This is a genomic window from Streptomyces cathayae, from assembly GCF_029760955.1.
Taxonomy (GTDB): domain Bacteria; phylum Actinomycetota; class Actinomycetes; order Streptomycetales; family Streptomycetaceae; genus Streptomyces; species Streptomyces cathayae.
The window spans coordinates 3129299-3143402 of the sequence record NZ_CP121682.1 but is presented as its reverse complement, the minus strand read 5'-3'; the positions used below and the strand labels follow the sequence as shown (position 1 = coordinate 3143402).

At 72.6% G+C, this 14104-nt stretch carries 15 protein-coding genes; 11 read left to right on the top strand and 4 right to left on the bottom strand.

Annotation, left to right across the window (positions count from 1 at the left end):
* Both sdhC and PYS65_RS14130 read right to left on the bottom strand, forming a co-directional pair.
* Positions 1–381 (bottom strand): succinate dehydrogenase, cytochrome b556 subunit, encoded by a 381-nt coding sequence (gene sdhC, locus PYS65_RS14135; RefSeq protein ID WP_279334318.1) that lies wholly within the window; start codon positions 379–381, stop codon positions 1–3.
* A 252-nt stretch (positions 382–633) separates the two neighbouring features.
* Complete coding sequence (locus tag PYS65_RS14130) at positions 634–1212, bottom strand: 2-oxo-4-hydroxy-4-carboxy-5-ureidoimidazoline decarboxylase (RefSeq protein WP_387039040.1); 579 nt, start codon at positions 1210–1212, stop codon at positions 634–636.
* A 324-nt stretch (positions 1213–1536) separates the two neighbouring features.
* On the opposite strand from PYS65_RS14130, the gene PYS65_RS14125 reads away from it, so the two are divergent.
* The 3 genes from PYS65_RS14125 to PYS65_RS14115 all read left to right on the top strand — a co-directional run bounded on the left by PYS65_RS14125 (position 1537) and on the right by PYS65_RS14115 (position 4463).
* Positions 1537–3114, top strand: coding sequence for a beta-N-acetylhexosaminidase (locus tag PYS65_RS14125; protein WP_279337951.1), 1578 nt, complete (start codon positions 1537–1539; stop codon positions 3112–3114).
* Between the two features lie 116 nt (positions 3115–3230).
* Positions 3231–3788: a hypothetical protein gene (locus tag PYS65_RS14120; RefSeq protein WP_279334317.1), complete on the top strand. Its 558-nt coding sequence runs from the start codon at positions 3231–3233 to the stop codon at positions 3786–3788.
* 108 nt (positions 3789–3896) lie between these two features.
* Entirely contained in the window at positions 3897–4463 is a 567-nt protein-coding gene (locus PYS65_RS14115; RefSeq protein ID WP_279334316.1) for a hypothetical protein, read from the top strand.
* A gap of 101 nt (positions 4464–4564) precedes the next feature.
* On the opposite strand, the gene PYS65_RS14110 is transcribed toward PYS65_RS14115, so the two are convergent.
* On the bottom strand, positions 4565–5059 hold the full coding sequence (locus tag PYS65_RS14110; RefSeq protein ID WP_279334315.1) for a DUF1877 family protein: 495 nt from the start codon (positions 5057–5059) through the stop codon (positions 4565–4567).
* Positions 5060–5248: 189 nt separating this feature from the next.
* Here PYS65_RS14110 and PYS65_RS14105 point away from each other — a divergent pair, with 189 nt between their 5' ends.
* From PYS65_RS14105 to PYS65_RS14085, 5 genes are all read left to right on the top strand, one after another.
* Positions 5249–5632: a hypothetical protein gene (locus PYS65_RS14105; protein ID WP_279334314.1), complete on the top strand. Its 384-nt coding sequence runs from the start codon at positions 5249–5251 to the stop codon at positions 5630–5632.
* 195 nt (positions 5633–5827) lie between these two features.
* Positions 5828–6445 (top strand): RNA polymerase sigma factor, encoded by a 618-nt coding sequence (locus tag PYS65_RS14100; protein WP_279334313.1) that lies wholly within the window; start codon positions 5828–5830, stop codon positions 6443–6445.
* Between the two features lie 236 nt (positions 6446–6681).
* Positions 6682–7554 (top strand): hypothetical protein, encoded by an 873-nt coding sequence (locus tag PYS65_RS14095; protein WP_279334312.1) that lies wholly within the window; start codon positions 6682–6684, stop codon positions 7552–7554.
* Positions 7555–7925: 371 nt separating this feature from the next.
* Positions 7926–8600: an RNA polymerase sigma factor gene (locus PYS65_RS14090; RefSeq protein WP_279334311.1), complete on the top strand. Its 675-nt coding sequence runs from the start codon at positions 7926–7928 to the stop codon at positions 8598–8600.
* On the top strand, positions 8600–9667 hold the full coding sequence (locus tag PYS65_RS14085; RefSeq protein WP_279334310.1) for a hypothetical protein: 1068 nt from the start codon (positions 8600–8602) through the stop codon (positions 9665–9667). The genes PYS65_RS14090 and PYS65_RS14085 overlap by 1 nt, the downstream gene beginning before the upstream one ends.
* A 226-nt stretch (positions 9668–9893) precedes the next feature.
* Here PYS65_RS14085 and PYS65_RS14080 read toward each other — a convergent pair whose 3' ends face one another.
* Complete coding sequence (locus PYS65_RS14080) at positions 9894–10784, bottom strand: L,D-transpeptidase family protein (RefSeq protein WP_279337950.1); 891 nt, start codon at positions 10782–10784, stop codon at positions 9894–9896.
* Between the two features lie 318 nt (positions 10785–11102).
* Here PYS65_RS14080 and PYS65_RS14075 point away from each other — a divergent pair, with 318 nt between their 5' ends.
* From PYS65_RS14075 to leuE, 3 genes are all read left to right on the top strand, one after another.
* Complete coding sequence (locus PYS65_RS14075) at positions 11103–12701, top strand: acyl-CoA mutase large subunit family protein (protein WP_279334309.1); 1599 nt, start codon at positions 11103–11105, stop codon at positions 12699–12701.
* Between the two features lie 98 nt (positions 12702–12799).
* On the top strand, positions 12800–13372 hold the full coding sequence (locus PYS65_RS14070) for a Uma2 family endonuclease (RefSeq protein ID WP_279334308.1): 573 nt from the start codon (positions 12800–12802) through the stop codon (positions 13370–13372).
* 54 nt (positions 13373–13426) lie between these two features.
* Positions 13427–14092, top strand: a complete 666-nt coding sequence (gene leuE / locus PYS65_RS14065; RefSeq protein WP_279334307.1) for a leucine efflux protein LeuE — start codon at positions 13427–13429, stop codon at positions 14090–14092.
* Positions 14093–14104: the final 12 nt, after the last annotated feature.

Here is a 14104-nt window from a genome sequence, read left to right as displayed (position 1 = left end):
TCAGCTCCCGAACAGTTCACGAGCGGCGTGGCCGAGCACGGGGTAGATCGCCCCGAGCATCAGCACGACCCACACGGCGACGACGGTCCAGAGCATCTGCTTCTGGTACCGGGCGCCCTGGAGCCAGAAGTCGACGGCGATGACACGCAGGCCGTTGAGCGCGTGGAAGAGGACGGCGGCCACGAGGCCGTACTCCAGCAGCGCGACGATCGGTGTCTTGTACGTGGCCACGACGGTGTCGTAGGCCTCCGGGGACACTCGCACGAGGGCGGTGTCCAGCACGTGAACGAACAGGAAGAAGAAGATGAGGACGCCGGTGACTCGATGAGCCACCCAGGACCACATTCCTTCCCGGCCGCGGTACAGCGTTCCAGCCGGCACGGAATTTTCCTCCGGGAGCGCGGGGGTCGGGGCCGCGCCGGCTTTCTCCGTGTCGGTCGGGCCCGGCCGGGTACGGTCCACCGGCCCCCAGCATCGTAGCCACGTGTGGCCGTGAGGCGGACAGGGGCCCTGCCGCTGTGATCGAACTGGCACGCTTACGGGCTAGAGAGGCGGCTTATGGGGCGGAATGCCCGGTGTCGCTCCGGGAGGGTGCGCCGGGGAGTGCGCCGAGGGGGCGGATGCCGCGGCCTGTCAGCGGTTCCCGTCCGAGAGGAGGGCGGTCAGGCGGCCCCGTGCCAGGCGCCGGAGTTCCTCCCCCGAGACCAGACGCTCCTCCTCCGGATCGTTGGCCAATCGTGACCGGATGCCTTCGAGTACGTGGTCCAGGACCTCGTCCGGCTTCAGGTCGTCCACATAGATGACGAACGGGTGCCCGAACCGGCTCTCGTAGGCCGCGTTGGCGGCGTTCAGCGCCGTGTGGGCGGCGGAGTACGCGTTCTCCGGGAGGCCGGGGAGGGCCTCCGCCGACAGGGCGGCGAGGCGCTCCGCGCGGGGCAGGTCGTAGGCCGCCTCGTCCGCTGCCGCGAGGAGGGAGTCCAGGTCCGGGTACGGACGGTGGGTCGCGACGCGCACCGCCCAGCCGGGGCTGTGCAGGCAGGTCAGGAGGGCGCGCTCGGCGTCCTCGGCGGACGCGGCGTTGAAGCGCTCCAGCGGGGACGGGGCGCCGCCGGGCGTGTCGGTCGGTCCGGGCGTGTCGGGCGTGGGCGTGCCGCGCGACTGTCCGGGTATGGCGACACGGCCGGGGCGATGCGGGAGACGGTGCGCAGGCAGCGTGAGTCCTCGGGGGTGTCACGGGTGTCGGTGGGTGGGTCTGTCGGTGGACGTGGTGACGAGGTGACGAGGTGGTGGGGTGGTGGGGTGGTGAGGGATCGGACGGTGAGTGGTGTGAGAGTTGTGTCGTCACGTTATCGAGTGAGTCCATGGCGTGTCCGATCGATATCCGAAATTCACCCGGACGGGAGAGTTTCGGAACAGCCCGTCGATGCCCTTCACTCGTACGGGTCGTAGGTTGGCCGTGTGAGTCAGCACAGGCAGGGCAGGCGTCGGGGTCGTGGGGCACGTCGGGCACCGGTTCGGAAGAAGCAGCGGCGGACACTGCTCGTGGCCCTGGCCGCGGGCGCGGTGGTCGCGGCGTCCGGGGTGGGCCTCGGGCTCTGGGCGACCTCGGACGACGCCGGTTCCGCCGCCTCCCGGTCCGGGGACTTGGCGGGCTCGCCGCCGGAGCCGAGCCCCACCCGCTCCTACCCGTTGTCCCAGGCGCCCCGGACCATACCCGCCGTCCGCGACCACAGCGCCGAGCGCGGCCCCGGATGGCGGCCCGAGCGCGGCCACCGGGTGGTCGTCGGCGATCCGGCGCTGGCCGACGAGGGCCGCCTCATAGCCGGTGAGCTGGGCCTGACGTACGCGGGGGAGAAGGACGACGAGCGCGCCGGGGACCTGCGCCTGGTGCTGAACAAGGGCAAGGGCGCGAACCCCGAGTCGTACACCATGACCGTGCGGGGCGGCCGGGTGACCGTCAGCGCTCCCGCCGAGGCGGGCGTCTTCTACGGCACCCGCACCCTCAAGCAGCAGATACGCGGCGCCGAGACCGCCCCCGAGGGCGTGGTGCGCGACGAGCCCGCCAAGCAGCGGCGCGGGATGATGCTGGACGTCGCGCGCAAGCATTTCACCGCCGACTGGATCGAGGACCGGGTCCGCGAGCTCGGCGACCTGAAGTTCAACGAGCTGGGGCTGCACTTCTCCGACGACCAGGGCTTCCGCATCGAGTCGGACTCGCACCCGGAGATCGTCTCCGAGCAGCACCTGACCAAGGCGCAGGTCAAGCGGATCGTCGACCTCGCGGCGAGCCGGCACATCACCGTCGTGCCCGAGATCGACTCGCCCGGACACCTCGGCGCGGTCATCGCCGCCCACCCCGACCTCCAGCTGCGCAACGTGAACGGCGGTGTGGTGCGCGGCGCGATCGACATCTCCAAGGCCAAGTCCGCCGAGATCGTCGACGACCTGCTGGACGAGTACGCCGGACTCTTCCCCGGCGGGCAGTGGCACCTCGGCGCCGACGAGTACCAGGCGCTGGTGGTCTCCGACCCGGAGGCGTCGTTCCCGGGCCTGGCCGCCGCCGCGCGGAAGAAGTACGGCTCCGGCGCCACCGTCGAGGACCTGGCCACCGGCTGGCTCAACGACCGCGCCGACACGGTCCGCGCCCACGACCGCACGCCCCGTGCCTGGAACGACGGCTTCTTCAAGGGCGGTTCGGTGCAGGCGGCCGAGGACGTCCAGATCGCCTACTGGACCGGCAAGGAGATCGGTGCCCGCCAGCCGGTGGAGTACCTGAGCGAGGGCCGCGACGTCGTCAACTACAACGACGAGTTCCTCTACTACGTGCTCGGGGAGCCGCACACCTTCGTCTACCCGACGGGCGAGCGGATCTACGAGCAGTGGACGCCGCTGGTGCTGCGCGGCACCACCGCGGTGCCCGCCAAGTACGACGGGCAGATCCTCGGCGGGTCCTTCGCCGTCTGGTGCGACCTGGCGAACTCCCAGACCCAGGAGCAGGTCGCGGCCGGGATACGGATGCCGCTGCGGGCGACGGTGCAGAAACTCTGGCACCCGGACGGCGAACCGGAGCTGTCCTGGGCGGAGTTCCGGGCCCTGGCGGACAAGCTGGACTGAGCCGGCGGTTGCGACAAGGTCACGAACGGACGGATTGCGGCGTATTCCTGCGAACCCCCGTGCGACTGTGGTGGTCTTCTGTCGAGCCGAGACCGACACGGGGGGAATACCGGCACATGGGCTACTGGGGGTATTTCGTCGTGGGTCGCGGGGAGCGGCCGCTCGCCGAACTGGACGCGCTGGCCGGCGCCCGGGGCATGACCCTGCGCACGTCGGCACCGGGCGGCTGGCAGCTCTGGGAGTACCCGAGCGGCGACGGCGGCATCGGGAGCATGAACGACCTCGCCGGACAGACGGGCGCGCCCGCGCTGTTCGGCTATGTGATGGACAGCGCCTGCGTGGTGGTGGAGGCGGCGGCGCCGGAGAGCGGCGCGTGGACCACCTGCCTGGCGCGCGCCGTGATGGCGGGTCACCTCGGCGCGGGGCCGGACGGCGGGCCGGACGGCGGGGAGCAGGACGGTGTCCAGCGGGAGGGGCTCAGGCTGGAGGACTACTTCCTCGAGCCCCGTGACGCCGCGGACCGTGCCGTCGAATGGGCCGCCGAGGCCGGGCACACCGTGTCCGCCGAGGCGCTGGTCGAGATCCTGACCGCCGAGCCCGGCCCCGGTCCCGGGCCCGTGGCCGAAAACCTCTTCTTCCACTTACTCGACCGGCTCGGAGTGGTGCCTCTGTGACACTCCCGGGCCGTCGCACGCAGTAAGGGGAAATGCGGCCTCCGCCCCGTGAGGTCCGTGAAGGGGGCCTTGTCAGGGGCCTGGGAAGACCCGCTGAGGGAGACGTTGATGAGTCTGGTGGAACTGATCGCGCAGGCGGACGAGCGGGGGCTGGCCGCGAGCGGACTGGCTTGTTTGGACCGGTGCGTACCGCTGCTGGGCGGTGACGACGAGACGCTGCGCCCCCTGTGGGGGAGCCTCGCCGAGGGTGCCGCCGCCGACGACTGGGCGCAGCGGCTGGAGCAGACGCGGGGCAAGCTCGACGGGGCCGCCGACGGGGCCGCCGTGGCGCTCGCGCACCGGATGCTCGCCACCGCCCCCGCCGAGCGTTCCGCCCCCGCACTGGAGGAGTGGGCCCACGCCTGCTCCGTCATCGCGCTGCGGATCCACCGGATCCTGGACGGCGGTGCTCCGCACGAGGACGTGGCGGACGGGATCGAGGCAGCCCGCAGGGGCCGTACGGAGGGGCTGCCGCTGTCGCCGCTCGCCGCCGCCGAACTGCGCCGCCAGATCACCGTTCTGGAGGTCCTGGCCGGTCACGGCCCGGCCGGACTGCGCCGCGCGCTCGAGGTGTCGACGGAGGGCCGCCGCGTACTGGTCGCCGCACTGTCCCGCCGGAGCCGCAGGGACGGCTGAGGGACGGCCGACCGCCGGGCCCCGGCGACCGGCGGGCATCGGCGACCGCCGGGCACCGGTGACCGCGGGCATCGGCGACCGGCAGGGGTGGTCGTTCCGGGTCAGGGCAGGAGCCACTTCACCACCGCCTCCCGCTGCCGTGCCGTGCGCGTGTAGAACGCGGTCAGGTCGCGGTGGGCCGCCGCGAAGGCGTCGTGTGCCTGCGGCTCCAGGCCGGGTCCGCCGTAGCGCGGGAGGATCCGGTCGCGGGCCCGTCGCCACAGCGCGTCGAAGTCGGCGGTCTCCAGGAAGCCGGCGACGCGGCCGGCCTGGGCCGAGGTCAGCAGCAGGAAGGGCGGCCGGTCCGGGCCGGGCGGGGTGACCGGACGGCCGCCGAGGACCACGTGGGCGGGCGGGCCGTCCGGAGTGTGCCGCGGGGCCGGGCCGGTGTAGAGGAACTCCTGGTCGAGATATCCCTGGTCGAGGATCTCCTCACGATGCCGGCCGACGCGTTCGCGCACGGCCTCCCAGTCGTCCTCGAACAGCCGCAGCAGCCAGGCGGGGCTGTTGCGCAGGGCCGGGGCCGGTACGGCGCGCAGATGGAAGTACGTACTCATCGAAGACAGGAGCGCGGCGGGCCCCCGATCCGTCACCCTCGGGTCGACCTCCCCGACCGGACGAGCACGGTCTGTGACCGCGGTGCGGCGGCCCTGGGGCGGTTCTGCGCAGGGTGCGGGATCGGGCGGAACCGCGGTGACGAATCCGGCGGCCCGAGCGCTCTACCGAGTGTGACGACTGCGACGACTGTGACGACACAGCAGGAGACCAGGCCTTCGGCCGCGACCAAGCCCGCGCGGTGGGCGGCGGACACCGTGACGACGATGCGTGAAGGGGCACGGCTGCGACTCGACTACTCGGCGCGCAGTCTGTGGAGCGTCGACCGCACGATCGCGGACATACGCCGGGAGGCGGCCCCGTACGCCGCCGTGGAGACGGTGCTGCGCGGATTCGGTGCCTATGCCGGTGAGGTGATCGTGCGCCGGACCGGAGGAGAGTGGTGGGTCTCGGGCGGCGACCACTGGGTCCGCACCCCCGACGGCCGCTTCTGGGACCCCATGGAGGAGGCCCGCCGCTGCTACACGGGAGACGGATCACTGCGCCTGCTGTGCCGGGACGCGTCGCGGACGTGACGCGCGGCACGTGCGGACACGGCGTCCGGCCGGTCCGTGGACCCTCGGCCCCTCGCGACGGGAGGGGCGTACAGGGCGGTTGACGAGCTGTGACACTTTCGTGGCGCCGGACGCTGATGACCGTGGGGCGGGCTACGACCCGATGTGTCGTACCAAGCGGTCGCCCCACGAACTCGGTACGGACGAGGACGGTTCTTGGGCAAGGGAGGGGAACCCCGTCGTGCGAGGGCGCACGACGGGGAGCTGGGCGCGGCTGTCGCGCGGGCCCAGGACGGGGACGAGGCCGCCTTCGCCGTGGCCTACCGGCTCGTCCAGCCCGGACTGCTCGGGTACGTGCGCGGGCTGGTCGGTGACGACGCGGAGGACGTGACGTCGGACGCCTGGCTGGAGATAGCCCGCGACCTGGGCCGGTTCAAGGGCGACGGGGCGGGGTTCCGGGGCTGGACGGCGACCATCGCCCGGCACCGGGCGCTGGACCACCTGCGACGGCAACGGGTGCGGCCCCGCACCTCGGCGCTGGAACAGGACGTGTGGAACCTCCCCGGCCGGCAGAGCACGCACGAGATGGCGTTGGAGGCCATGTCCACGGAGCACGCCCTGGCCCTGGTCGCGGGACTGCCCCGGGACCAGGCCGAGGCCGTACTGCTGCGGGTGGTCGTCGGCCTCGACGGCCCCGCCGCCGCCCGCGTCCTCGGAAAGCGGCCGGGCGCGGTACGGACGGCCGCGTACCGGGGGCTGAAACGCCTGGCCGCACAACTGGGCGGCGACAGTGTGACGGATGATGCCTCCCGGACGCTGGGTGAGTCGAAGTGACCCGCGCCCGGGGCGGTGCGTGACGGCGGACGGGGCGGCGCCCCGACCGGCCCGGCCGACCCGGGTGACCCGCGGTCTCCGGCCCGCCGGGCGGTCTGAACAGGCCGGACGCGCGGAACGTATGCGTCGGTCAGGCCGTACCGCCCGAGTGCGCGGGCGGCGCGGACCGGCCGTGCCGGGCGGGGCCGGGGGTGCATCGAGTGGATCGAGTGGATCGAGCAGGGACGGGAACGGACATGGGTGAGCGGAGGAGCGACGGCACGCCGTCCGGCCGTCGGCATGGGCACCCCGAGGGCGCGGACCGGGGCCGCCCCGGCTCCGGTCCGCACGCTGTCTGTGGCACCGAGGAACTCGAGGCGCTGCTCGTCCGGGCACTGGTCCGGGAAAACGTCGACGACGGGGCCGAGCAGCGGGCCGTGGCCGCGTTCCGGGAGGCGCGGGAGACGGGCGCGCACCGCACCGCCCCCACCCGGCGCCGGGACGACTGGCGGCCGCGGGAGCGGCGCCTCGGCCGCCTCTCGGTGAAGGCCACCCTCTCCGTCCTGATCGCCGGTCTCAGCCTGGGCGGGGTCGCCGTCGCCGGGATCGGCGCGGCCGGCTCGGCGGTGGACGGCCCCGGTGACGACGGGAACCGGGTCCCCACCAGGGCTCCGGCCGAGAGCACGGCCCCGGTCGACGCCACGGCTCCGGCCGGCACCTCGATGTCCGGGGGGCCGTCCGCCGACCGGTCCCCCGACGCCGGTGCGGACTCCCGGCCCGGTTCCGGCTCCGCCGCGCCGGAGCGCCCTGCCCGGGCCCGGGACGTCGAGGCCCACTGCCGGGCGTACGAGCGGGTCGAAGGGCGCGGCAAGGCGCTGGAGTCGGTCGCCTGGAAGCGGCTCGTCGAGGCGGCGGGCGGCGCGGTGAACGTCGAGGCGTACTGCGCCGAGCGGTCGCGACCGGCGACGGGCGAGGCGAAACCCGGCGGCACCGGTGCTCCGGACAACGGCGCGGACAACGGTGCTCCGGACAACGGCGCGGACAACGGTGTTTCGGGCAATGGCGCGGGCAACGGTGCGAGCGACAGTCAGGGCAGGCCCGCTCAGCCGGGCGGCGGGAAGAACCCGTAACCCCGTCCCGTCAGCCGCCAAGGCAACGGCCGAGGCCGCCACCCCCCACAGGAGAGGCCCCGGCCGTCGCGCGGCACGGGCCGCGCGGCGGCCCGTAACTCCTACAGCGCCATGGGTGCGTTTTCTGTCACACCGGCCGGTCACAGGTCTGTTGAACCATGCACGAAAATCATCACCAAGCGTCGCCGGGCATGGACGGCGAGAGGTTTCAGGTCGTAACGTGCCTTTCGCGCCAGGCCGTGAAGGGGGACGACCACCACCGTCACGGGCCGCGGGGCAGGTCCTGGAGTCCGTAATCGATCGAGAAACCACGACGGCGAGTACCCGGTCCGCGGAAGCGGTGCCGGCTGAGGCGCAGAAGGGCGCGCGCGGTGTTGGGGGACGACGCGGAGTTGACCACCGCGGTGGGGGCGGCACAGGACGGGGACGAGACCGCGTTCCGGACCGTGTACCGAGCCGTGCATCCGCGGTTGCTGGGATACGTGCGCACACTGGTCGGCGATCCCGACGCGGAGGACGTGACGTCCGAGGCATGGCTGCAGATCGCCCGGGACCTGCAGCGGTTCAGCGGTGACGCGGACCGGTTCCGCGGCTGGGCCGCCCGGATCGCCCGCAACCGCGCACTCGACCACATACGCATGCGCGGGCGCCGCCCCGCGATCGGCGGGGACGAGACCGAACTGACCGGGCGGGCCGCGGCGTTCGACACCGCCGACCGGGCCATCGAGTCGATGGCCACCGACGGCGCCCTCGCCCTCATCTCCCGACTGCCGCAGGACCAGGCCGAGGCCGTCGTCCTCCGGGTGGTCGTGGGCCTCGACGCGAAGACCGCCGCCGAGACGCTGGGCAAACGGCCGGGCGCCGTCCGCACGGCCGCGCACCGGGGCCTGAAACGGCTGGCCGAGATGCTCGACGACGATCCGGAGGCACATCCGGAATCCGCCGGGGCACTCGACGCCCTCCCCCTCCAGAGAGAACCGCGCCGCCCCGCGGTGACGTCCGCGAGTGTGACGCATATGCGAGCGCGGACGCAGAAGGACATGTGATGGCCGACGAGCAGTACAGGTGGCTGAACCGCGAAACCGCGGAGCGACTGCTGAACGGAGAGCCACCCGAAGCTGCCGACCCGGCCACCCGTGACCAGGCAGAACGCCTCGCCCGAACGCTCGGCGCACTCTCCTCCCCGCCCCCGTCGGCCGGTGAGGAACTCCCCGGTGAGGCGGCCGCGTTGGCTGCTTTCCGCAAGGCGCGCGAGGAACGCGCAGGACGGCCACACGCTGCCCCGTCCGCCCCGTCCGCCGGGGACAGGGCCACCACGCGGTCCGCCGACGCCGGGCTGATCCGTATCGGCGCCCCGGGTGCGGACGGTTCCGGAGCCCGGCGGGGGCTCCGCTGGGCGCGCCCCGTGCGCTACGGGCTGGCGGCCGCGCTGACCGTGGGCATGTTCGGTGGAGCGGCGGTCGTGGCCGCGACCGGCGTCCTGCCGGCGTCGTCCGCGGGGTCCTCGGGCTCCGACCCCGCGGCCTCCGCCCCGGCCACCGCCACCCCCGAACGCCCCCGGCCGTCGCCCCCGCCGGAGGAGGACCCGCGGGGCGGAGCCCCACCGGAGGGCGACCTGGGCAAGCGGCCCGGGGACGGCGAAACGGTGACGGGGCAGGAGGACGGACCGGGCGCCGGCGAGGACGGCGGTACGGCGGCGCGGCCGGGCGACCCGGCGGTCGGTGCCGGCCGCGGGCAGATCGCCTCGGCCTGCCGTGCGCTGCGTGACGGCAAGAAGCTCCAGGGCCACCGCAAGCGCGTCCTGGAGAACGCCGCGGGCGGCTCCTCCCAGGTCGGGCCGTACTGCGAGAACGTCCTGGCCGCCCGGGACAGGGGAACCGGCTCAGGAGGCGGCACGAGCTCCGACGACAGCTCCGGTTCCGGCTCCACGGAGCAGAACAACGGCGCCCCCGACACCCGCGGCAAGGGCAAGGGCAAGGGCAAGGGCAAGAACAGGGGCAACGGGAACGGCAACAGCGGCAACCAGGGCACGGGCAACGGCAACGCCGACAGCGGCGGCAACAACGGCAACAACGGCAACAACAATGGCAAGGGCGCCGACAAATCCGGCTGACCTGCGGCTTCGCGGGCTTCGGTCACCTCTCGGCCGCCCGGTGTGACGTTTTCGGCCGCCGGGGCGCAGTAATGAGTGAGCCGACTGGTCATCGGCTTTTGCACGGAGCCAGGGTTCCCCCCGTACCTGTGGCTCGTGCATCTCGGCGCGGGCGGGACACGTTCCCCCGGTCCCGCCCGCGCCCTTTCCCAGCCCGGCGCGCCAGCCCGGCGCGCCCGTGCGGCGCTCACCCGTGGACGACGACCTTGTCGCCGTTGCGCACCTGCCCGTACAGCCGGGCGATGGCGGCCTCGTCCCGCACGTTGACGCAGCCGTGCGAGGAACCGGCGTAGCCCCGCGCGGCGAAGTCCGCCGAGAAGTGCACGGCCTGGCCGCCGCTGAAGAACATGGCGTACGGCATCGGTGAGTCGTAGAGCGTCGACCAGTGGTCGCGGGACTTCCAGTAGACCTGGAAGACGCCGTCACGGGTCGGTGTCGGGTCGGCGCCGAAACGGACGGGCAGCGTCATCACGGTCCGCCCGTCGATCATCCAGCGCAGGGTGCGGGTGGCCTTGCTGATGCACAGCACCCGGCCCGTCCGGCACCGGACGTCGGGTGCGGCGGCCGGCTGGCCGCCCATCAGGTACAGCTCCCACGTGCCCGGTTCGTGCGTCATACCGAGCAGCCGCTGCCAGGTGACGGTGTCGGTCCTCCCGGTCCGCGGCAGTCCGCGCTTGCCCTGGAACCCCTCGACCGCCTCCCTCGTCCGGTCGTCGTACGTCCCGGTGGGGCCGTCGAACAGCCAGGCGACCTGACGCAGCCGGGCCTGGAGCTCGCGGACGTCACGCCCCGAGTCACCGGGCGACCAGAGCACCCGCGCGGGCGGCCGCGGCGGCACGGCGGTCTTGGCGCCGCCACGGCCGCCCTTCCCCTCGCCGTCGGAACCGGAACCGGAACCGGAGTCCGGGGACCGGTCCGCGGGCGGCGTCCCGCTCGGTCTCTCGATGCGTATCGGTGACCGCCGCCCGTCGTCCGCGTCGACGGGCTGCACCGTGCACCCCACGGCACCGCCGGTCAGGGCGGCCAGCGCCAGGAACACGGCCACCGCCCTCCCCGTCCCCCTGCCCGTACTGCACATGTGGCCCCCCGGGTCGTCCCACCGGTCGTGGTCGGTCATCCTTCAGGTTTTTTCCCTGAGATGTTCCCCGGACGTGACCGCTTCCGAACCACGGGGCATGGTGGTGGGTGACGGGAAGACGGCCGGGGCGGCGTGTGCTGTGAGCGCGGTCCCACCGGCCCTGTGAGCAAGGTCCCAGCGTGCGCCTCTGCACCGGGCCGCACCCGCACGGCTACAGTCCGTCGGAGCGTCGGGTCTTTACTGGCGGGTAGTTGACGGTAACTGACGGGTAACAGGCGAGCGGTCCGAGCAGCACCGCCCAGCGGGAGGCATCACACCATGGCGCGCGAGTCGGGCAGTGCCCGGACCACCGAGAGCGGACTGCCCATCGAACCGGTCTACGGGCCGGAGTCCCTCGAGGGCTGGGACCCGGCCGAGCAGCTGGGCGACCCGGGCGCGTACCCGTTCACCCGGGGCGTGTACCCGACGATGTACACCGGCCGTCCCTGGACGATGCGCCAGTACGCCGGTTTCGGCACGGCGACCGAGTCCAACGCGCGGTACCAGCAGCTGATCGCCAACGGCACGATGGGCCTGTCGGTCGCCTTCGACCTGCCCACCCAGATGGGCCACGACTCGGACGCCCCGATCGCCTCCGGCGAGGTCGGCAAGGTGGGCGTCGCCATCGACTCGGTCGACGACATGCGGGTGCTGTTCGGCGGCATCCCGCTGGACCAGGTCTCGACGTCGATGACGATCAACGCGCCCGCCGCCCTCCTGCTGCTCCTGTACCAACTGGTCGCCGAGGAGCAGGGCGTACCGGCCGGCAAGCTGACGGGCACCATCCAGAACGACGTACTCAAGGAGTACATCGCCCGAGGCACCTACATCTTCCCGCCCAAGCCCTCCCTGCGGCTGATCGCGGACATCTTCAAGTACTGCCGGGCCGAGATCCCGAAGTGGAACACGATCTCGATCTCCGGCTACCACATGGCCGAGGCGGGGGCCTCCCCGGCGCAGGAGATCGCGTTCACCCTGGCCGACGGCATCGAGTACGTGCGGACCGCGGTCGCGGCCGGCATGGACGTCGACGACTTCGCACCCCGCCTGTCGTTCTTCTTCGTCTCCCGGACCACGATCCTGGAGGAGGTCGCCAAGTTCCGGGCGGCCCGCCGGATCTGGGCGCGGGTGATGAAGGAGGAGTTCGGGGCGAAGAACCCGAAGTCCCTGATGCTGCGTTTCCACACGCAGACCGCCGGTGTGCAGCTGACCGCCCAGCAGCCCGAGGTCAACCTGGTCCGGGTCGCCGTCCAGGGCCTGGCGGCGGTGCTCGGCGGCACCCAGTCCCTGCACACCAACTCCTTCGACGAGGCCATCGCGCTGCCCACCGACAAGTCCGCCCGCCTCGCCCTGCGCACCCAGCAGGTCCTGGCCTACGAGACGGACGTGACGGCGACCGTCGACCCCTTCGCGGGCTCCTACGTCATCGAGAAGATGACCGACGAGGTGGAGGCCGCGGCGCTGGAGCTGATGCAGAAGGTCGAGGACCTCGGCGGCGCGGTCGACGCCATCGAGCAGGGCTTCCAGAAGGGCGAGATCGAGCGCAGCGCCTACCGCATCGCCCAGGAGACCGACTCCGGTGAGCGGGTCGTGGTCGGCGTCAACCGCTACCAGCTCGACGCGGAGGAGCCGTACGAGCCGCTGCGCGTCGACCCGGCGATCGAGGCCCAGCAGGCCGAACGCCTGGCCAAGCTCCGCGCGGAGCGCGACCAGGACGCCGTGGACGCGGCGCTCGCCGCCCTGAAGAAGGCCGCGGAGGGCGAGGACAACGTCCTCTACCCGATGAAGGACGCCCTGCGCGCACGCGCCACCGTCGGCGAGGTCTGCAACGCGCTGCGCGAGGTGTGGGGGACTTACGTGCCCTCGGACGCCTTCTGAGCTGGGTCATTACCTCAAAAGGGTGATCGAGGGGGAAAACCGCACATCCCCGGTTACGCTCGTGGAGGGTGTTCCCGTAAGGAGGGTGCCTGGCTGTGATGCTGCACGAGTCGTCGCTTGCCGATGCTGCTGACCATCTCTGGGAGGAGCTGCCCGGCCACCGGGTAGAGATTCTCAACGGGAGCATCGTCGTGACACCGCCGCCGGACGGTCCGCACCAAGAGTCGCTGACCTGGGTCGTCGAGGAGTTCTCGCGGATCGGAGCCAGGCGGGCGGGCCTCAGATACATCGGTGGCATCGGGTTGTGGCTGCCGACGGGACCCGACGACTACGCGGTCCCCGACTTCTCCGTGGTCGATGACGACTACAGGGACGCGCTCGTGGAGAAGAACTGCTACGCGCCGCACGTCTTCCGCCTGGTGCTGGAGGTGACCTCCACCAACTGGTCCAACGACACGGCCATCAAGGTCGGGACCTACGCCAGGGCGGGCATCCCGGCCTACCTCGTCGCGGACCGCCACCACGACGAGGTCCTGCTCTACACCGACCCGAAGGACGGCAAGTACCCCGACCCCCAGCACTTCGGGCGGGGCCGGTCCGTCCCCGTACCGGAGTCCGTCGGGATCACCCTCGGCCTGTCCGTCGACACGCTCCTCGACGGTGACGGCTGACCATATTGCGAACAGAGGGGCCCGAGCGTCGTACCCCCGTGCGAGACTCCCCCCATGTTCGGCGTCATCGACCTCCCCACCTACCTGGCCGGCCTGATCCTCATCGTGCTGCTGCCCGGCCCCAACTCGCTGTACGTGCTGTCCGTCGCCGCCCGGCGCGGGGTGCGGGTCGGCTACAGGGCGGCGGCCGGGGTCTGGTGCGGGGACGCCGTGCTGATGACGCTGTCCGCGGCGGGAGTCGCCTCGCTGCTCCAGGCGAACGCCGTGCTGTTCGGCATCGTGAAGTACGCGGGCGCCGGCTATCTGACGTGGCTCGCGGTCGGCATGCTGCGCGCCGCCTGGGGCATGTGGCGGACCCGGCGCGAGCAGAGCGCCCTCGAGAGCGTCACCGGGGCGGCCGCGGCCGACGCGGCCCCGGCGGAGCGTCCGTACCGCAGGGCGCTGGTCATCAGCCTGCTCAACCCGAAGGCGATCCTGTTCTTCATCTCCTTCTTCGTGCAGTTCGTCGACCCGGCCTACGCCTACCCGGCGCTCTCCTTCGTCGTCCTCGGCGTCTTCGCGCAGATCGCCAGCGTGCTCTACCTCAGCGCGCTGATCTTCGGAGGCACCAAGCTCGCCGCCGCCTTCCGCCGCCGCCGTGCCCTGTCGGCGGGCGCCACCTCGGCAGCCGGCGCGCTGTTCCTGGGCTTCGCGGCGAAGCTGACGCTCGCGAGCGCGTAGGGCCGCGGCCGC

Coding starts and splice junctions, on each gene's coding strand:
- PYS65_RS14075 (WP_279334309.1), top strand. CDS start 11,103: ATGGCGCGCGAGTCGGGCAGTGCCCGGACCACCGAGAGCGGACTGCCC.
- PYS65_RS14095 (WP_279334312.1), top strand. CDS start 6,682: ATGGGTGAGCGGAGGAGCGACGGCACGCCGTCCGGCCGTCGGCATGGG.
- PYS65_RS14120 (WP_279334317.1), top strand. CDS start 3,231: ATGGGCTACTGGGGGTATTTCGTCGTGGGTCGCGGGGAGCGGCCGCTC.
- PYS65_RS14085 (WP_279334310.1), top strand. CDS start 8,600: ATGGCCGACGAGCAGTACAGGTGGCTGAACCGCGAAACCGCGGAGCGA.
- PYS65_RS14080 (WP_279337950.1), bottom strand. CDS start 10,784: ATGTGCAGTACGGGCAGGGGGACGGGGAGGGCGGTGGCCGTGTTCCTG.
- PYS65_RS14070 (WP_279334308.1), top strand. CDS start 12,800: ATGCTGCACGAGTCGTCGCTTGCCGATGCTGCTGACCATCTCTGGGAG.
- PYS65_RS14110 (WP_279334315.1), bottom strand. CDS start 5,059: ATGAGTACGTACTTCCATCTGCGCGCCGTACCGGCCCCGGCCCTGCGC.
- leuE (WP_279334307.1), top strand. CDS start 13,427: ATGTTCGGCGTCATCGACCTCCCCACCTACCTGGCCGGCCTGATCCTC.
- PYS65_RS14115 (WP_279334316.1), top strand. CDS start 3,897: ATGAGTCTGGTGGAACTGATCGCGCAGGCGGACGAGCGGGGGCTGGCC.